This is a genomic window from Paraglaciecola sp. QJM3NY_14 (genome assembly GCF_056173245.1).
Genome location: NZ_JBWBUI010000002.1, coordinates 1 through 20,159 on the forward strand (window position 1 = coordinate 1; position 20,159 = coordinate 20,159).

General features: G+C 41.8%; 15 protein-coding genes. All 15 read left to right on the plus strand.

All coding sequences use genetic code 11. The annotated features are described in order from the left end of the window. Positions 1–1,143 (plus strand): AAA family ATPase, encoded by a 1,143-nt coding sequence (locus AC0VYA_RS21960; RefSeq protein WP_007992394.1) that lies wholly within the window; start codon positions 1–3, stop codon positions 1,141–1,143. After that, a complete protein-coding gene (locus AC0VYA_RS21965) occupies positions 1,136–2,104 on the plus strand; it encodes a ParB/RepB/Spo0J family partition protein (protein WP_475491154.1) in 969 nt (322 codons plus the stop codon). The genes AC0VYA_RS21960 and AC0VYA_RS21965 overlap by 8 nt, the downstream gene beginning before the upstream one ends. Before the next feature lie 1,418 nt (positions 2,105–3,522). Next, positions 3,523–5,232, plus strand: coding sequence for a purine-cytosine permease family protein (locus tag AC0VYA_RS21970; protein ID WP_475491155.1), 1,710 nt, complete (start codon positions 3,523–3,525; stop codon positions 5,230–5,232). Between the two features lie 73 nt (positions 5,233–5,305). Then, the gene (locus AC0VYA_RS21975) at positions 5,306–6,739 is read left to right on the plus strand and encodes a sulfatase-like hydrolase/transferase (protein ID WP_475491156.1); all 1,434 of its coding nucleotides are present in this window, start codon (positions 5,306–5,308) and stop codon (positions 6,737–6,739) included. Positions 6,740–7,020: 281 nt separating this feature from the next. Beyond that, on the plus strand, positions 7,021–7,932 hold the full coding sequence (locus tag AC0VYA_RS21980) for a sugar kinase (protein ID WP_007992168.1): 912 nt from the start codon (positions 7,021–7,023) through the stop codon (positions 7,930–7,932). Further along, complete coding sequence (locus AC0VYA_RS21985; RefSeq protein WP_475491157.1) at positions 7,929–8,924, plus strand: TRAP transporter substrate-binding protein; 996 nt, start codon at positions 7,929–7,931, stop codon at positions 8,922–8,924. Before AC0VYA_RS21980 ends, AC0VYA_RS21985 begins: the two co-directional genes overlap by 4 nt. Continuing rightward, positions 8,921–9,424 (plus strand): TRAP transporter small permease, encoded by a 504-nt coding sequence (locus tag AC0VYA_RS21990; RefSeq protein ID WP_039992904.1) that lies wholly within the window; start codon positions 8,921–8,923, stop codon positions 9,422–9,424. Before AC0VYA_RS21985 ends, AC0VYA_RS21990 begins: the two co-directional genes overlap by 4 nt. Continuing rightward, positions 9,421–10,713 (plus strand): TRAP transporter large permease, encoded by a 1,293-nt coding sequence (locus AC0VYA_RS21995; RefSeq protein WP_475491158.1) that lies wholly within the window; start codon positions 9,421–9,423, stop codon positions 10,711–10,713. The genes AC0VYA_RS21990 and AC0VYA_RS21995 overlap by 4 nt, the downstream gene beginning before the upstream one ends. Positions 10,714–10,745: 32 nt before the next feature. Then, positions 10,746–11,519 carry a glucose 1-dehydrogenase gene (locus AC0VYA_RS22000; RefSeq protein WP_007992172.1) on the plus strand — a complete coding sequence of 258 codons (774 nt, stop codon included), beginning with the start codon at positions 10,746–10,748 and terminating at the stop codon, positions 11,517–11,519. Between the two features lie 45 nt (positions 11,520–11,564). Further along, positions 11,565–12,395 (plus strand): 5-dehydro-4-deoxy-D-glucuronate isomerase, encoded by an 831-nt coding sequence (gene kduI, locus AC0VYA_RS22005; protein WP_007992174.1) that lies wholly within the window; start codon positions 11,565–11,567, stop codon positions 12,393–12,395. A 121-nt stretch (positions 12,396–12,516) separates the two neighbouring features. After that, positions 12,517–13,311 carry a DeoR/GlpR family DNA-binding transcription regulator gene (locus AC0VYA_RS22010; protein WP_475491159.1) on the plus strand — a complete coding sequence of 265 codons (795 nt, stop codon included), beginning with the start codon at positions 12,517–12,519 and terminating at the stop codon, positions 13,309–13,311. A gap of 471 nt (positions 13,312–13,782) precedes the next feature. Beyond that, positions 13,783–15,180, plus strand: a complete 1,398-nt coding sequence (locus AC0VYA_RS22015) for an FGGY-family carbohydrate kinase (RefSeq protein ID WP_475491160.1) — start codon at positions 13,783–13,785, stop codon at positions 15,178–15,180. Positions 15,181–15,355: 175 nt separating this feature from the next. Continuing rightward, positions 15,356–17,548 (plus strand): bifunctional rhamnulose-1-phosphate aldolase/short-chain dehydrogenase, encoded by a 2,193-nt coding sequence (locus tag AC0VYA_RS22020; RefSeq protein WP_475491161.1) that lies wholly within the window; start codon positions 15,356–15,358, stop codon positions 17,546–17,548. A gap of 9 nt (positions 17,549–17,557) precedes the next feature. Further along, complete coding sequence (locus tag AC0VYA_RS22025; RefSeq protein ID WP_475491162.1) at positions 17,558–18,853, plus strand: sugar isomerase; 1,296 nt, start codon at positions 17,558–17,560, stop codon at positions 18,851–18,853. A 107-nt stretch (positions 18,854–18,960) separates the two neighbouring features. Beyond that, positions 18,961–20,106 carry an alpha-hydroxy acid oxidase gene (locus tag AC0VYA_RS22030; RefSeq protein ID WP_475491163.1) on the plus strand — a complete coding sequence of 382 codons (1,146 nt, stop codon included), beginning with the start codon at positions 18,961–18,963 and terminating at the stop codon, positions 20,104–20,106. Positions 20,107–20,159 lie beyond the last annotated feature (53 nt).

Sequence of the window (20,159 nt, forward strand, 5' to 3'; positions counted from 1 at the left end):
GTGGCTGAATCATCACTTAAAGAAGTTACAGAAGCTATGGATACGCTTATCCAACATGCTCGCAACCAAGGTATTGCTCCGCACTCTAGAAGAAAAATGAGGCTTTTTTCGACTAAAGAGGTCTGTAACTTAATTGGAAAGAGTACTACGACTTTATACAAGGCTGAAGAACAGGGAATTATCAGCAAGCCTGATCTTAACCCAGATACTGGTAGACGTCTTGGGTATACTTTGGAGCAAGTGAACGCTCTTCGCAACCATTTTGGGATCGTTCCTAAAGCTAAGCGCAAATCGCCTGAAAGTTTCCTTGGCATCACCACTGCTCTTTATAACTTTAAGGGAGGGGTTGGTAAGACTACGACAGCTGTTAATATTGCTCAGTATACCGCTTTACAGGGTTTTAAAACGCTTTTAATAGATATGGATTCACAAGCAAGCTCTACTGCGTTATTCGGTATAATTGCTGATGAAGAGATTTCTGAAGATGAAACTGTTCTGCCCTACACGCTCTACGGAGAACAGAACTCCCTCGAATACGCTATAAAGCCTACTCATTTTGACGATTTATATATTATCCCTGCTAATCAACATTTGAGTAGTTCAGAGTTTGAAGCTGCTTCACAGATTAGTGGCGGATCGGCAGATGAAGCGCTCGAATATTTCCAGCGCTTAAGGGACGGTGTGGACACGATTAAAGACCAATTTGATTTTATCTTTGTTGATGCTCCACCAAGTCTAGGAATTATTGGTATTCAGACCTTACTTTCAGTGGATAACATCATTATCCCCTGCCCTCCTAGAATGCTTGATTTTGTTAGTACTCGTCAGTTCCTTGAAACGGCTACCGAATATGTTGGACGAGTAGCGCAAGGTAAAACGTTTAATAGTATTAAAGTCATGGTCTCTATGTATGACCGTCGTAATTCCATGGCCAGAGAGTTTATGGAAGTAATGGAAGCTGTGCTGGATTCTCATATGTACTCTAATCAAATGTTACATTCTGAATCGATTGATAACTCTTCTGCTGTTTTTCAAACTCCTTGGGAGTCTGAGAAACCTGATAAGCGAATCACTGAAAATATGCGTGGCCTCTTTAATGAAATTATCAAAGATCTAACCAGAAGGAGTGGATACGATGGTTAAGCGTAGAAATAACATTGGTGGTTTGTTAGATAAGCTCAATGATAAAAAAACCGATAGCGAACATGTTGAGGTTGTTAATCCAGAAACTGGTAATGCAACACAGACACGAAATCCTGCGATAAAGTTGGCAATGGGAACCTCCGAAAAACGGGCCAAGTCCGTAAAAGAGCCGATTCTTTATTTGGAGCATGACCAAGTCATCATGTTCAAGTACCACGATAGACATACTAGTTCGTTAGATACAGTAAAAGTTCAGCAAATAAAAAGATCCATTACTAAAGAAGGGCAACACTTTCCCGGTATCGTCAGAAAAACGAACAAAGTTACAGCGGATGGTCGCATTATTTATGAACTAATAGTTGGTCGTGTTCGGTTTGAAGCCAGTCGTTCTGTAGGCGTTTTCAAGGCGTTTTTGCGTGATTTGAATGACGCTGATGCCACCAAAGTTATGTTGTCAGAAAATGAAGACCGTCAAGATATTACCCCTTATGAGCGTTGGCTTTCCATTCTGCCTTTGGTTAAAGATGGTATTTTGTCTAATAATGAAATAGCCGAATTGATTGGTTGGGATAAAGGAAATCTATCTCGTAGTTTAAAAGCGCGTGTTTTTTACGAAGAAGAGAACATGCAGGATGTCCTATTAGATGTAACCAAGGTAAAGCTAAATCAATTGATTGAAGTGGCAGCTCTTTATGAAAAAGATAAATCCGGTGTCCGAGAAGCAATTGCTTTTATTAAAGAGAATTACCCAACTAGGAAAGATAATCTGTTCCTTAAAGCGGTTATCAAACACGTTTCTGATGTGTTAAATCCAATTGCTAAAACGTTATATTTAGACGGTTCAAAGATGACAGCAAAGAGGGTAGGGGACCGTATTAGCCTCAATTTTGTTGGGTTACCTGATCGTAGTAATGTAGACGAAATTATCAATGCACTGGAACAAATTGGCGCATTTAAGTAGTTCTTTACCTTTTTCTTGCTAATTTTTATTTCAATTCTTATTTAATACTTCCATTAGCTGCCAGTTGTAAATTACAACTGGCTAACTTGCCCTAATATCCATTTATTTCTGTTTCGGATTTTCTCAGCAATCCGATCAGTAGTTTCATTTTCCCGGAGTTGTAATTACAACAGGCCGTTTGGTGTGTTACTAAACCTAGATACTTTTGATCGGTAGCGATGGGTTCGTTTCAGGTATTCAGTTGTAATTTACAACACTCTGCTTGATGAGCTACTAAACCTAGATATTTTAGATTGGTAGCGAGAGGGCGGTTTTAGGTGTTTGGTTGTATTTTGCAACAGGTCGTTTGGTCAATTGATAAGTTTAGATACTTTAGATCGGTAGCGATGGGTTCGTTTCAGGTATTCAGTTGTAATTTACAACACATCGTTTGGTTGGTTGCGAAACCTAGGTTTTTTACATTGGCAGTCGGGGGCGGCTTCAGACGTTCGGTTGTAATTTACAACACTCTGCTTGGTGAGCTACCAAACCTAGATATTTTAGATTGGTAGCGAGAGGGCGGTTTTAGGTGTTTGGTTGTATTTTGCAACAGGTCGTTTGGTCAGTTGATAAGTTTAGATATTTTACATTGGTAACGAGAGATTTGTTTCAAACGTTTAGTTGTGATTTACAAAACATCGTTTGGTGAGTTACTAAACCTAGATATTTTAGATTGTTAGCGAGAGGGCGGTTTCAGGAGTTCAGTTGTAATTTACAACACTCTGCTTGGTGAGCTACTAAAAGTAGACACTTTAGATTGGTTGCGAGGGGTTCGTTTCAGGTGTTCAGTTGTAATTTACAACACATCGTTTGGTCAGTGACGAAACCTAGAACTTTTACATTGGTATCGAGAGGTTGGTTTCATACATTAGGTTGTAATTTACAACGGGTCGTTTGGTCAGTAACGAAACCTAGTTTTTTAGATTGGTAGTGGGAGGGCGGTTTTAGTTATTTGGTTGTAATTTACAACACTTATCTTAGGCCGTTTCTACCAATAGATACTGTGTGTTAGTAAAAAGACTCCATTCACTAGAAAACGATTGTAACTTCCTAATGTTATATGGCCGTAACTTTCAACAATATAAATGATAATTTTAGCTTGGAATAAACATATCTGCTTGTTTTAAATCGGATTTTATCAATATTGATAGTGTGCGGAGCATTAATTTTTTAATCTTAATTAACGTCTAATATTGTAAATATTATCTTTTTTCGTATGAAACTCATTATTAACAACATTGCGCTAACAACTCTATTGATTGGATGTAACATTTAAGTCATAATCGCTCAAAATCAATCATTTTTACTTCCGTGTAAAAAGTGGCTCCCTACGTTCAAGTGACTCAAAGGCGCCTTAAAAGAAAAATAATGGAGAAAATGTGTCTACTTCAGATGAGTTTGAAACGAAACCAATCAGCCCAGGTAAACTTCAGCCAGCTCGCGCGTTCGCAGGAAGCTATGCTGGGGAGCATGTCGCTGGAACTGAGTTTGTAATCGGGGCCCTATTTGTATCTTGGGGAGTCGGTGCTGGTGATATTTTAATTGGACTTCTTCTTGGTAACCTTCTGGCCGTGCTTACATGGGGGCTCTTAACTGCTCCGATCGCCACTGATACACGCTTAACGCTTTATGCCTATCTAGAGAAGATTGCAGGAAAGGGAACGATTAAAATCTACAGTGTGGTTAACGGGATATTATTTAGTGTATTGGCAGGAGCTATGATAACTGTATCAGCCTCCGCAGTACGGATACTGTTAGACATTCCACCGCAAGTAGAATGGTTTCCCTCTGACTTTAGGTTTGTCTTAGTCGCGCTTTTTGTCGGTGCTGTTGTCGTTTTCATGGCGGTAAAGGGTTTTGAAAAACTAGCAGCGTTTGCTGAGGTATGTGCTCCCTGGATGATCTTGATGTTTATCGTTGGGGCATTGTTCATGCTACCGGCTTTGATCGCCTCGACGCCTGGTATCTCGAGTATTTCCTCATTCTCGGATTTCTTTACTATGGCAAATGAATCAATTTGGGTGAAAACAAGTAGTGAAGTAGGACTTTGGCACGTCGCTGCTTTCGCATGGGTTGCGAATTTAGCAATGCATGGCGGTATGGGGGATATGACACTGCTGCGTTTTGCTCGTTATCCAAAATACGGATTCTTTTCCGCTTTAGGTATGTTTATCGGTCATTACCTCGCGTGGATTTGCGCTGGGATAATGGGGGCGGGCGCTGCCATTATCATACACACGTCTATTACTAACCTTGATCCAGGAGCTGTAGCTTACCAAGCGCTAGGCACATGTGGAATCATCGCGGTTATTATTGCAGGTTGGACTACGTCAAACCCTACGATTTATCGTGCAGGTTTAGCATTCAGCTCGCTGAATCCCAAATGGAGTAGAGAAAAATCCACAGTCGTTGTAGGCATAGTGACCACAATCATTGCATGTTTCCCTTTTGTATTTTCACAACTTTTGGGTTTTGTGGGTATTATGGGCTTAATGATGGCGCCTATTGGCGCAGTTATCGTCGCAGAGCACTGGCTTTTCGAAAAAATAGGCTTAACAAGATATTGGTCTAAATACAAAGGTAATACTACCAATTATGCTGCGGTGATAACGTGGATTTCAGCGTTGATACTGAGTTATATATTAGAAAGAACAAATTCATTGCATCTGTTCTTCTTACTAATACCTATCTGGATATACTCTACGGTCATTTACTGCTTACTTGCCGCGTTTCTGGGAGCAAAAGAACGTTACCCTGAATCTGAAATAGAAGAGCAGGACGAGTTAAAGCGGAAAACACTTGAGAAAACATATCTTCAGGAAATACAAACCAAAAGCGCTTTAGAAGAAAAAGTGAAAAGCGCTTTAGCCGTTAAAATAGCTTCAATAGTTGCCGTTATGTCATTGTTCTCTTGTTTAGTTATTGGTGTGTATGCGTACGCAGAAGGTAGCTCGCCAACCCTACATAATGCGTTATTTGTTGTAACAATGCTCTACTTCGTCTGTGCGACATATGCATATATCGCAAGATCTAAACCTGCCGATGTGGCAGTGGACGATTCAAACAATGTGAATACAGCTAAGCAGTAACGCCTTTCTTTTAGGTTCGCCCTATTTGGTAATGAGCCAATGGGGCCTCTCCATTTTCTGAGGTAAATTGAATATGAAGTATTCATTTTTTCTAAACTTATTCTGCTTTTTACTACTGATTTTTCTGAGTCTGAAAGTGACTGCACAGGAAACCCCTCAAGACACCAATAAACCGCCCAACATTGTTTTCATTTTAGCTGATGATCATCGTTGGGACTTGTTGGGTAGTAAAAACAGCCTAATACAAACGCCAAACCTTGATGCTATCGCCGAGGAGGGGATCGTATTTGAAAACGCTTTCGTTACCACGCCGATTTGTGCGTCAAGCAGAATAAGCATTTTGACTGGATTGACGGAACGGACTCATGACTACACTTTTAGCAGGCCACCTACAGGAGAGGTCGAATCAGCCAATATGTATCCGGCCTTGCTAAAGCAAGCTGGTTACACCACCGGTTTTGTCGGAAAATACGAAATTAAAATGTCCGGAGCTGATCAGGACAAATTTGACTACTTTAAACCACTACTTCAATCAAAAACTAATCGCTGGAATGATAAAGACATACCTCAGACCTACTATATACAAAATCTTGCTAATGAATTTATTCGAGATGCCAGCAATACAAACAAGCCTTGGGTACTCGCGGTAAATTTTTGGAACCCTCATGCCCATGACACAGATAAAGTAGACCAGTTTCACTATCCGCCTGAGTTTGAGGAATATTATCAAGATGTCACTGTTCCTGACGCGAACAATTCTACGAAACATGATTTTGAAGAGTTGCCGGAGTTTCTAAAAGGGTCTATGGCTAGAGTGCGATGGGAATATAGATTCGCCAATCCTAAAATGTATCAGCGAATTATTAAAAGGCACTACAGAGCTATTAGTAGTGTAGATAAAGCCGTAGGGGCAATTTCTGCTCAACTTAAAAAGCTAGGCGTTGACGATAATACAATCATTATTTACACAGGGGACAATGGTTACTCGTTGAATGAGCGTCAGTTAGCCGGCAAGTGGTTCGGGTGGGAAGAAGATTTAAGAGTACCTTTGATTATTAAGGACCCAAGACAGAAGACGCGTCAGAAAATAACTGAAATGGCACTTAATATCGATATTGCACCAACAATATTAGATATGGCTGGCGTTTCCAAACCTTCAAGTTATCAAGGGAGAAGTCTAGTCCCTCTTATAGGTGCAGATTCCGAGGATAACTGGCGAACAGAATTTTTCTTCGAGCATATGTATCAACCAAAGCGTGCATCAATACCGCCAATGTTTGGCGTCAGGACAGAGCACTGGAAACTGGTGAACTTTTATAAGAATGATTACTTACAGCTATATGACTTAAAGAATGATCCGTTGGAGCGAAACAACCTAGCGTATCTTCCAAAGTATAAGTACCTCACGGACGCACTCAATAAGCGAGCGCTTCAATATGTGAATGACTATGAAGATGCGAGAACACCAGAGGTTAAGGCTAGAGAACATTTTTTAAACAGTTTTTAAGCGTTTTAGCGTATCACCTGGGTAGAGCGTTTGTGAACGTCTAGTTATTAACTTTAGCATGCGCTCTGCTAATCAACCCCGGTATTACATACCATCCTTTTCCTATCAAATGTGCGCCTACAGCAATCGTAATAACGAAACTTGAATGATTGATAATGATTATTGCTGATTGCAATTTATTCATATACAATCATTTTACATTTATTTAATGATTTTTTTGAGCACATCAGGCGTTGTCACAATCGCCAAATGAAGCTCATAGGGTAGATATAGGTACGAATGTGAGGTTAGCGGTAATTGGCGAATGCATGGTTGAATTATCTAACTGCGAGAGTAGTGCTTACTTGCTTGGTTATGGCGGAGATACATTAAACACCGCAGTTTATTTCGCTAGGTGTGATGGCGAGGTCGAGTATATCACGGCCCTAAGTGATGATATTTTTAGCTCTAAAATGCTTGAATCTTGGCGTACCGAAGGAGTAGGAATAGAGCATGTAAAGATAATTCCCAACACCGTCCCTGGACTATATTTAATTGAAAATGACGACCAAGGAGAGCGTCACTTTCATTATTGGCGAGCCAATTCGCCTGCACGGGCTCTATTAGATGAGTTTCCGGAAATACTAAGCGAGTTAGATAAGTATGACGCCATTTTCCTAAGCGGTATTACGCTGTCACTTTATTCAGCGCCAGCAAGACGCCGCTTGTTTGAATATCTACGTCATTTTCGAGCGTCAGGTGGTCAAGTTGTATTCGACAATAATTACCGAGCAAAAAACTGGAGCTCCATTTCGGAAGCGGTTGAAACCTTTGACGAAATAATGGGTGTTACTGATATTGCATTGTTAAGCATGGAGGACGAGATAGCGCTATATGGGCCGCACTCTATAACATCTTGCACTGCACGCTGGTTAGAGAAAGGCGCAATCGAAGTCATCGTCAAAAACGGCGCTGAAGGTATTCATTTAGCAGACTTAACCAATACCGTATTTTTTGATGTTCCCAATGTAGTGAGTCCAGTTGATACGACCGCAGCCGGTGATTCGTTTAATGGCGCGTTTTTAGCGGCTAGGGCAAAGGGCTATTCGCTAGAACGTAGCATTCGCGCTGGGCAGTTTTGTGCGGCGCAAGTCATTATGCACATCGGCGCTATAGTGAATAAAGATATCCCTTTGGTTGAGGGGGAGTTATGAAACTCAATAGATTCATTTCTTTACTGATTCTAACTTCTGTAATCCTATTATCTGGTTGTGAAGAAGTATTGGACAATGACAAAGTTGCGATTCGTTTAGGGCATCAGCTTGATATTAACCACCCTGTGCACGAAGGACTCGTTTATCTGAAGGATGAGCTAGAGCGCCTTTCGGGTGGAGAAATGACCATAGTGATATATCCATCATCGCAAGTTGGTGATGAACGCGAAGTACTTGAGCTAATACAAATTGGCAGCATGGGAATGACAAAAGTTTCTGCCAGCGCACTTGAGACATTTGTCCCTGAAATGAAAATCTTCAGCCTTCCTTATCTTTTCCGCGATAAAACCCATTATTGGCAAACGTTAAATGGGGAAGTAGGCAAGGCGCTTCTTGATGCTGCCGAGCCATTTCGTTTCAAAGGACTCGGTTACTTTGACGCTGGCAGTCGAAGTTTTTACACCACAAAAAAGAAAGTTACTTCACCAGAAGATCTAACCGGCTTAAAGGTTAGAGTAATGAATAGCCAAACGGCTGTATCCATGGTCAACACGATGGGGGGGGCTGCAACGCCCGTGAGTTGGGGTGAGTTATACACTTCTTTGCAACAGGGGGTTGTCGATGGTGCAGAAAATAATCTGCCTAGCTTCTTTTATTCCAAACACTACGAAGTCAGTAAGTACCTAATTTTAGATGAACACACATCGATTCCTGATGTGATCGTTGTCGGAACACATCTGTGGGATAAGCTTTCCACTGAACAAAAAGGTTGGTTAGAAGCTGCGATGCAGTCTGCTACTGAGTATCAAAGGGAATTATGGGAAAAATCAACAGCGGATTCCTTGAAGATCGTTACCGAAGCTGGCGTACAAGTAATTAAAGCTGACAAAACACTATTTGAAAAAAGCGTACAGCCAATATATCGGTCTTTGAAAGGCTCGGAATTGGAAGCGTTGGTTTCTAAAATTCGGGACATAGGAGGTGATAGGTGAATACTTTCAAGAGTTTCATCGTGAATTTAAACCGTGTATTGCGAGTTCTATTAGCGTCAATGATGGCGCTGTTAGTCATTAATGTAACATGGCAAGTAATTACTCGGTTTATTTTACCTCATCCGAGCTCCTTTACCGAGGAGCTTGCACGTTTTTTACTAATCTGGATTAGCTTACTCGGTAGCGCTTACGCGTTTCACACACACAGCCATCTCGGATTTGATTATCTAGTCAATAAGATGTCTCGTTCTACATCAATGCTCGTAGCAAAAATGGGCTATGTCTTGGTGATTCTATTTGCGATTAGCGTACTAGTTGTAGGCGGCTTGAACCTGGCATATATCACCTTATTACTGGAACAACGTTCAGCAGTGTTAGGGCTTCCCATGGGGGCGGTGTATGCAGTTACACCTGTTAGCGGCCTTTTATTTATCGTGTATAGCATATTGGGTCTTCTTGAACTGAAAGATTCCAATAAGCTGAGGGAGCTCGCGTTATGACATCGTTAATTTTGTTCGGCCTATTTGTCATCTTACTCGTTCTAAATATTCCAATCGCAGTAAGTATTATCGTAGCCACCCTTGCTACCATGCTTTTAACTATTGACACTTTACCCGCGTTAACGACTTTAGCACAACGCTTATCGGTGGGGGTTGATAGCTTTGCTTTGTTAGCGATTCCGTTTTTTGTTTTATCAGGATATTTGATGGGGCAGGGAGGCATCGCAGTACGACTTATAGAGTTTGCTAAAGTGCTTGTCGGTAGGCTGCCCGGAGGGCTCGCTTTCGTAAATATTATATCTTGTGCATTGTTTGGTTCCATTTCGGGTTCTGCGGTGGCTGCAACATCAGCTGTTGGTGGGTTTATGATCCCTGCGATGGAAAAAGAGGGGTATGACAAACCTTTCAGCACCGCCGTTACGGTCACAGCTGCTACAACGGGTATGTTAATACCACCAAGCAATATTTTAATCATTTACTCACTAGCCAGTGGCGGTGTGTCTATTGCTGCATTATTTATCGCCGGCTATTTGCCTGGTCTACTAGTGACCGTGCTACTGATGTTGGGCGCAAGTTTTTATATTAAGCGCCACGGTATAACAACCGACAAAACAATAAGCATAGGAAAATTCTGGCCAAGCTTAATTGGTGCTATTCCTTGTTTATTTCTGATCGTTCTGATAATAGGCGGGATTATCGGTGGCTTTTTCACACCCACAGAAGCAGGAGCTATTGCCGTAATATACTCTTTGGTTTTATCTCTTGGATTGTACAAAGAACTGCGCGTTAAAGATTTATATCCAATCTTTCTAAAAACAATAAACACCACCGCTATTGTCATGTTTTTGATTGGCGCTTCTGCTGCAATGTCTTGGCTGATGTCGTATGAACAGATCCCTCAAACCATCAGCAACTCACTTTTATCGCTGTCGGAAAATGCGCTTATTATTCTATTAATTATGAATTTGCTCTTGTTGGCAGTAGGTACCTTTATGGACGTTACGCCAGCAGTGCTTATTTTCACTCCAATATTTCTTCCCATTGCTGAAATGCTAGGTATTTCACCTTTGCATTTTGGGATCATGATGATTTTAAACCTATCGATTGGCTTGTGCACTCCTCCGGTTGGTAGTGTTCTGTTCGTGGGTTGTAGCGTTGGGCGGGTTTCAATTAGCAGCATAATGAGACCAATACTTCCTCTTTACGCAGCAATGTTAATTGCATTGGTATTGACGATTGCATTCCCGCAAATCAGCGAATTTCTTCCGAAACTGTTAGGGCTAATTTGACCTACCCATTAAAAAATTACTAGGAGCATGACGTGTCAGACTATTTAATTAAAAAATTCGGCTTACAAGGCAAAGTGGCGGTTGTTACTGGCGCTAGCCGCGGGCTAGGGCAGGGGATAGCAATGGCGCTTGGTGAGGCAGGGGCGACAGTAGTAGCCATCGGATCTTCATCAAAAAGTGTTGAGGCTACATTGAGTCAATTAAAAGAAAAAGGTATCGAATGTGCTGGATACGGTTGTGATCAATCTAGCACTAAAGAAATAATCGATACTGTAGGTAAAATCCTTGATACCCATGGCCGCATTGATGTGCTGGTGAATAACGCCGGTACTATTAAGCGCTCTCCTGCTCACGAATTCTCGGATGCAGACTGGAGCGAAGTCATCAATGTAAATTTAAACGGCGTCTTCACATTTTGCCGTGAAGTGGGCAAGAAAATGCTCGAGCAAGGCAGTGGCAAAATAATTAATATCGCCTCTCTGCTTAGTTTTTCCGGTGGGATCACCGTTCCAGCGTACGCTGCGAGTAAAGGTGGTGTGGCACAGCTAACAAAAGCACTGGCAAATGAATGGGCGAACAGCAACATTCAAGTAAATGCCATCGCACCAGGTTATTTTGAAACGGACAATACCTTCAACATCCGACAAGATAAAGATCGTTATGCAAGCATTAGCAGTCGAATACCAGCTGACAAATGGGGCACCCCAGATGACTTAGCTGGAGCAGCAGTATTCTTGTCGTCTGAAGCATCCTCTTATGTGAACGGTCATGTTCTGCTCGTCGATGGCGGTTGGATGGCTCGTTAACTCAGCGTCCATATTCTTTATTTTCAACGACTATAAGGTGGTCTTATGAATTTTTTATTTTCAACAAACAAACGAAGCTATCCCAGTATGACAAATAAAGAGTTGAGAGAGGCGTTCTTAACTGAGCCTCTGTTTACTCCAGGCGCGCTTTCGTTAACTTATACTGATGTTGATCGTGCGGTTATTGGTGGAGCAATGCCTTTATCGGAAAGCATTCAAATTCCAACTCACAAAGAGTTGGCGGCTGATTACTTCTGTGAACGTCGTGAATTAGGGATTATTAACATTGGTGGAAAAGGTGCTGTTGAGGTAGATGGTGAAACCTATGACATGGCAATGAAAGATAGCCTCTATGTTTCACGCGGGAGTAAAAACGTTGTTTTGTCTTCTGTAGATGCGAATAGCCCAGCAAAATTTTACATGATCTCTTATCCCGCTCACCGAATTACCAAGACTGTGTATGTTCCTAAGTCAGATGCAAAAAAAATTGAGCTTGGTTCGCAGGAAACGTCTAATGAAAGAACTATCTTTCAGTCTATTCGCCCAGGGATCGTTGATAGTTGTCAATTAGTCATGGGAATTACGGAGCTAAAATCGGGTAGTGTCTGGAATACCAAACCTCCCCATACTCATTTTAGGCGCACTGAAATTTATATGTATTTTGAGCTTGAGCAAAGCGAACGCGTTTTCCATATGCTGGGTGAGCCCAAAGAGGTCAAAACCTTACCATTGGCACCTGAAGTTGCTATTGCTTCTCCAAGTTGGTCGATTCATAGCGGCGTAGGAACGACCAACTATAGTTTTATCTGGGCTATGGGCGGTGAAAATCAAGAGTTTGATGATATGGATCATATTGAAATATCTGCGTTAAGTTAGTTTAAAACAATAAAATGTTACAAAACGCCTATCAAAATCAATCATGAATTAATTTTTTTGATTGATTTTGGCTGGTTTGGTGATTATATTGAAACAAATAATGCCAAAAGGATAAGTGAAAATGCTTGAAAAGCAGCGACAACAGTTGATTCTAGAAGTGTTGGAGGAGTCCACATTTGCGAGTGTGCCGGAGTTATGCTCTCAACTAGGAGCTTCGGAGGCAACTATTCGACGAGATCTTAATAAGTTGTCTGTGCAAAAGAAAATTAAAAAAATACGAGGGGGAGCTCAAGTCATTGATTCAGGCTCAACTTCTAACTTTTATCTATCTGGCAATGCGTTTTTAATTGATAAAGAGAAAAACGCCGACATAAAAAGACAAATAGCTAAAGTTGCTTGCGAACTATGCTCTGACGGTGAATCAATTATCATCAATGGGGGGAGTTCTACATTTATGATGGCAGAGTTTCTTCGAGAAAAACGCTTGAATGTGCTTACTAATTCATTTGTTCTTTCTCAAGATTTGGTTGAGAACAGCCAAAACCAAATCACCTTGCCGGGCGGCGAAGTGTATAGGAAGCAAAGTATAATTCTCAGTTCCTTTGAAAATGATACAACGCAAAATTATCGCGGAAGTATGATGTTTATGGGCACGCCCGGTATCAGTAAATACGGCGTGATGGAATCTGATCCGTTACTTATACTCGCTGAAAAAAAGTTACGTAAACAAGCTGATAAGTTAGTTGTTTTGGCTGATAGCACCAAGATAGGTCTACAGAGCAACTTAGTTTTTTGCGGCTTAGAAGCCGTTGATATTGTCATTACCGATAGCCGCGCCGATGAAAAAGTACTGGAAGAATTTCGCCGTTGGGACATCGAAGTGATTGTAGTCGATGCCCAAGCTGTCACCGTTTAATTGAACGGAGGACTCCTGTTTATTAAAGGGCTTCTTAGCATGAAGCCACTTAAATGTTTGGGGTCCTGAACCTTTTAAAGTGCTACGCTATTTATATAGCAAGACTATTTTATTAAATATACCTGATATATTTTAAAACCTCTAGATTCAATCAAAAATATTCAAATTCAATCATTTTCTGTTATATAATCCCTCTGTGTTGTCATTTATATTCTTTTAGCTTTTGCGGGGGTTGGAGCTCAATCCGTTAGACCGCTGTTTAAGCGAGAGATAAATGCTCTACAACTTGAACAGAATTAAACGTATGCACTGGACTCTACGCATTGTTCATTTAACGCTACGTTTTCTTAAGAGCGTTCAGTTATGTAGCACACATGAGATGCTCAATGGATTAATGCTAAGTCACGTAAAGACCAACATAGCACTAATCAGAGGAGCTTAATAATTGTTTGTTTTAGGGGTAGAAATAGAGTGAAGGCTGTTTTAGATATAGGAAAAACACACATAAAATTATTGTTTGTGAAAGAGGAGCAACAAGTAGCTAGCTTCAGCTGTAAAAACGCTCCTATTGCCGGACAATATCCTCAAGCCGATGTTAGTAGTATTTGGGAATGGTTGATTGAAACTCTTCACTCTTGTACCTATTCAAAGCAAGTGGAAGGGCTTGTTATTACTACACATGGTGCTACCGCAGCATTGATAGACGAGCGTGAGAAAAATAGACAGAGTGCATTAGTAATACCTGTTTTAGATTATGAATATGACGGCCTAGACGAAGTTAGTGCTGATTACGAAGAAGCTCGGCCTAATTTTCAAGAAACATTCTCACCTTCTTTACCCGCGGGACTTAACCTTGGTAGGCAGCTGTTTTGGCTAGAACGATCTTATCCTACTGAATTTGCGAAAGTCACATCGATACTGCTTTACCCACAGTATTGGGCTTGGAGATTGGGCGCAAATGTGAGCTCGGAAGTTACCTCTTTAGGTTGCCATACCGACCTTTGGAATCCAATCAAACGAGAATATTCTTCAATTTGCATAGCAAATGATTGGACAAAGCTATTTCCTTCTATCAAGTCTGCGTGGGACTGCATTGGTGAAATAAGTCCAGAAGTGTCGCAGGCTACTACTTTACCTACTTCGTGCAAAATCTATTGCGGAATTCACGACAGCAACGCTAGTTATCTGAGATACCTAAATTTAAGCTTGAAACACGATCAAGAATTTACCGTAATTTCTACAGGTACGTGGACTATATTAATGCAGGCTAATGGACAGGTCAGCCATTTACAGAGCAAACCGGACACCTTGGCTAACGTAGATATAAACGGTGATCCTGTATGCTGTGCTAGGTTTATGGGTGGCCGTGAGTATGAAAAAATATGCACTACATTGGGAGGCAATATCAAAATGAATCCCACCGAGTCTGACATTCAGCGTGCGATTGATAATTTATGGATGGTGACGCCTGATTTTAGTGATGGTAATGGCCCTTTTGGCAATTATACCCCTCAACTTCTATGCCCTAAGACCCCTCCCGCGCCTCAAGCAATCGCGACCTTGTATTGCGCGATGATGATTAGCCAAAGGCTAGATGATCTTCAAGCTCAGGGCCCCATTTATATCGAAGGTGCATTTCTTAAGAATCCTTTATTGTGTGGTCTTGTCGCCCAGTTAAGAGCAGGACAAAGTGTATTTGCCTCCACTGACGCCACAGGAACTGTGTTAGGTGCAGCTTCATTAATTGATTATCAAAATGGAAACGTGAGCAACTTAGAGGTCTCGCCTGTGTCAACGACGGACTTTGTCGGACTAAGGCCTTACGTAGATGCTTGGTTTAAAGCGATAAGCCGGAAAAGTAATATTTAGTCACGAAGGCATCAATAGTAATCACGATGCTTCGTTAAATAGTCATTTTAGTGTTCTTTGTGATTGAAAATGATTGACAAGTATTGGATTCTACATGTATTGTGATTGCATAAATCAGAGTCCAAGCATAATGGACTAAATTAACAATCAACATTTAATAAGATAGGACTAATTCATGGCTTTCAAACCTGATGATTACAAGCATGTTAAGTACCTTTGGAAAGACGAAGAAGCTGACAATCTTTCTCCTGTAGAAAATCTCGTTTACCGATCGAACAAGCTTGGCGAAGACCAAAGAATTACCAATACTGGTGGCGGTAATACGTCTGCAAAGTTGTTCGAAGAGGATCCATTGACTGGTGAACAAGTTGAAGTTTTGTGGGTTAAAGGTTCAGGTGGTGATTTAAGAACATCGAAAAAAGAAAATTTTTCATCATTATATGCAGATAAACTTCGAGCATTAGACAACGTGTATCAGCAGTATCCAGAAAAGGGATACAAAAGTGCTGGTGAAGATAAGATGGTGGGAATGTTTAAGCATTGTAATTTCTGCTTAAACCCTCGTGCTTCGTCAATCGATACTCCACTACACTCAATGATCGAAGAAAAGCATGTTGACCATCTGCATCCTAATGCAGTTATTTCTGTGGCGTCGTGTAAAGATCAAGAAGCTTTAACCGCTAAGATTTGGGACGGGAAACTAGCCTATGTTCCTTGGATGCGACCCGGGTGGGAAGCGGCAAAAGTATGTGAAGATACCTATGAAGCGAATCCTGACATATGGGGTATTTTATTAGGTCAACACGGACATACCAACTGGTCTTCAGAAAGCAAAAGCTGCTATGAAACATCATTGTGGGTTATTGAAACTGCTGCTCGTTATATTGAAGAACATGATAAGGGTGAAAACACATTTGGCGGACAAAAGGTTCAGTCGTTATCCGAAGATGAAGCGAAAAGCCTTCTTACCGACTTCATGCCTATCGCAAGGGGCAAGTTGTCGAAAAATGTTAAATACATAGGTACGCTTCAAAATGATAAAGCGACACTAAGATTTGTCAATAGTGTTGACGCTCCTCGACTTGCTGAGCTTGGTACCTCTTGTCCAGATCATTTCCTTCGAACGAAGATAAAGCCACTATATGTCGATTTCAATCCAGAAACGGATTCACTTGACGAATTAGTAACGAAGTTTGATGCAGCCCTTGAGAAATACAGAGCTGATTACACGTCTTATTATGAGGCGTGTAAACGACCTGACTCCCCTGCGATGCGCGATCCGAGTCCGACAGTAGTGTTAATACCTAGTATTGGAATGATTGCATGGGGCAAAAACAAAAGTGAATCACGCGTTACTGCAGAGTTTTATAATTGCGCGATCGAGGTTATGCGAGGAGCAGAAGCGATTTCTGAATATACGGCGCTTCCGCAACAAGAAGCCTTCGACATTGAATATTGGGCTCTAGAGGAAGCAAAACTTCAGCGCATGCCTAAAGAAGCACCGCTGGCTCGTGACGTAGTTGTAGTCATTGGGGCGGGTGACGGTATCGGCAAAGCCGTGGCTCACCGTGTGGCCAGCGAGGGAGCTCATGTTGTATGCGCAGATTTGCGATTAGACAATGCGAAGGCGACCGCAGCAGAGTTAGAAGAAATTTACGGTAAAGGTATCGGCGTTTCTGGATCAGGTATTTCATCTTGCGGCCCTGCTATCGCGCTTGAAGTGGATATTACAAGACGTGAAACGGTAGAAGAATTGTTCACCAACGTTACGCTAGCCTACGGTGGTATCGACAAGGTCATTGTGACTGCGGGAGTATTCCTTGCTGAGGGTGACGATTTAGCGAAAAACGACAAGGCATTCGACCTGAGTTTCAATGTTAACGTCAAGGGGGGGTATATTGTTGCCTCTGAAGCTCAAAAAGTTTGGGAAAAACAACAGCTCAAAGGCATGATGGTGCTAACAACTAGCGTAAATGGTGCTGTATCTAAGAAAGGTTCTTTAGCCTACGACACTAGTAAGTCAGCGGCAAACCATTTAGTGCGGGAACTGGCTGTCACGTTATCGCCTCTGGTTAACGTGAATGCACTTGCTCCGGCAACCGTTGTTCAAGGAAGTAGTATGTTTCCTAGAGACCGGGTGATTTCTTCGCTATCGAAATACAACATTCCATTTGACGAATCTGACACAACCGAAGACTTACGTACAAGTTTAGCTGAGTTTTATGCTCAACGAACTTTGACCAAGTTGCCCATAACGCCCGAAGATCAGGCCGAAGCTGCATATTTACTTGTCTCCGGTCAGTTAAGCAAAACGACCGGCCAAATTATTAGTGTAGACGGTGGTTTACACGAAGCCTTCCTACGCTAGGAGTACATTATGTTACGAAGAATTGAATCATCTTTAATAAAAGATAAAAACGAAGAACTCTATACAGATTTGAAGTCTGATTATGATGCATTAGCAGAAAAGTTAGGCCGTGACGGTATAGATATCGAAAAGTTTACAGAAGCGGCTGAGAAGTTTCAGATTGCCGTCCCTTCTTGGGGGACAGGCACCGGTGGTACGCGCTTCGCTCGTTTCCCTTTAAAGGGTGAGCCTCGCAACATCTTCGAAAAACTAGAGGATTGTTCGGTAATCAATGAGTTATCAGGTTGTACTGACAGTGTTTCTCCACACTTCCCTTGGGATAAAGTAGATGACTTTAGTGAACTAAAGCAAACCTCTGATGAGTATGGCATTAAATGGGTTTCAGTAAATTCAAATACGTTTCAAGATCAACCTGGGCAAGAAACGTCATATAAATACGGTAGCATGAGCAATACGCAGCAATCGTCACGAGATCTTGCTATTCAACATAATCTAGATTGCATAGGGTATGGTCAGCAACTAGGTGCAAATAGTTTGACTGTTTGGGTCGGCGATGGCTCTAACCATCCTGGACAGCAGCACTTTCAAAAAGCATTTGAACGTTACTTATCGAGCATGGAAAAAGTTTATGCTGGTTTACCCAGTGACTGGGAAATGCATATCGAACATAAAATGTTCGAGCCAGCTTTCTACTCAACAGTCATCCAGGATTGGGGTTCAAATATACTGGCAGCAATGCATTTGGGGCCTAAGTGTAAATCACTTGTCGATTTAGGCCATCACGCCCCTAACACTAATATTGAAATGATTGTTTCTCGTTTAATTCAATTCAAAAAATTGGGTGGGTTTCATTTCAACGATAGTAAATATGGGGATGATGATTTGGACAGCGGCTCTTTGCATCCATATCAGCAGTTCTTGATTTTTAATGAATTGGTTGATGCGGAGTATCGTCAGCAAGCTGAATTTGACCCCTCATACATGCTAGATCAATCTCATAACGTGACGGATCCTATTGAAAGCCTCATTGTCTCTGCAATCGAAGTTCAGCGCTCTTATATAAAGGCATTGCTTGTAGATCGTGAATCGCTCTACGGCTATCAGGAAAGTAACGACGCGATGATGGCTTCATTGGAGCTTAAAAAGGCGTTCAATGTTGACGTTACCCCCATATTAGCTATGGCTCGATACCGTCAATCGGCTGCGATAAATCCTATAGGTGTATATCGCTCGATTGACTACAGAACACGCATGGACAAAGACCGTCCTCGCGACCCGAATGCGAGTGGCTCTGGTATCGTTTAAAGCGAATTGGTAGCCGCTTTCTACCAGTAAATCTGTACCCTACAAAAAGCGAATTGATAATAATAATAATAGAAGCTGTAAATACAAACGGAATAAGAAAAACGTATATGATGTTACACGACTGTTTTAACTACCATGATTTCAGAAAGCTAGCTAAAGGCAGGCTGCCTGGACCGATATTTAACTATATAGATGGTGGAGCAGACGATGAAGTTACTATGCGTCGCAACTCCGAAGCCTTTCAGAGCTGCGATCTTATTCCGCAGGTATTAACCGGTGTTAAAGATGTCGATCTTAGCGTTGAGGTCATGGGGCAAAAACTAGATTTACCTGTCTATTTGTCACCCACAGCGTTACAGCGTCTGTTTCATCACCGGGGGGAGCGAGCCACTGCGGGTGCTGCCCAAAAATATGGCACTATGTTCGGAGTGTCGTCTCTCGGTACTGTGAGTATGGAAGAAATCGCTCGCCAATATGATACGCCTCAAGTTTATCAGTTTTATTTTCACAAAGACCGTGGTCTTAACAACGCCATGATGCAGCGAGCAAAAGAGTCCAACGTAAATGTAATGATGCTAACGGTAGATTCAATCACTGGCGGCAACAGAGAGCGGGACTTACGTACAGGCTTCTCAATTCCATTTAAATTAAACCTGCAAGGACTTTGGCAATTTGCGACTCGTCCCATGTGGGGAATTAACTACTTAACACATGAAAAGTTTTCTTTACCTCAGCTTGACGCTCATATCGACATGGGTAAGGGTGCTAGCTCAATTGGCGACTATTTTACCAATATGCTCGACCCTTCAATGAACTGGAAAGATGTAGAGGAAATGGTGAAGTTCTGGGATGGTGAATTCTGCTTAAAGGGTATCATGAGTGCTGACGATGCCAAGCGCGCCGTGGATATTGGCTGCACAGGTATTGTCATTTCCAATCATGGTGGGCGTCAACTTGACGGCTCTCGTAGCTCTTTCGACCAATTGGCTGAAATAGTAGACGCGGTGGGCGACAAAATAGATGTCATTTTTGATAGTGGTATTCAGCGGGGCACCCATGTACTCAAGGCGCTGGCATTGGGTGCTAAAGCAGTAGGGCTAGGCCGTTACTATCTATTCGCACTAGCTGCTGCAGGTCAACCTGGTGTTGAGCGGGCGATGAAACTGTTGGTAGCTGAAATCGAGCGGGACATGCGACTTATGGGCTGCTCAAAAATTAGTGATCTCAACCGAGACCACATTCGCTTCAGGTAGAAATTTTATTTGCGCTTTATGGCATTACTCTTAAAGCGCTTTGATCCTTCGAC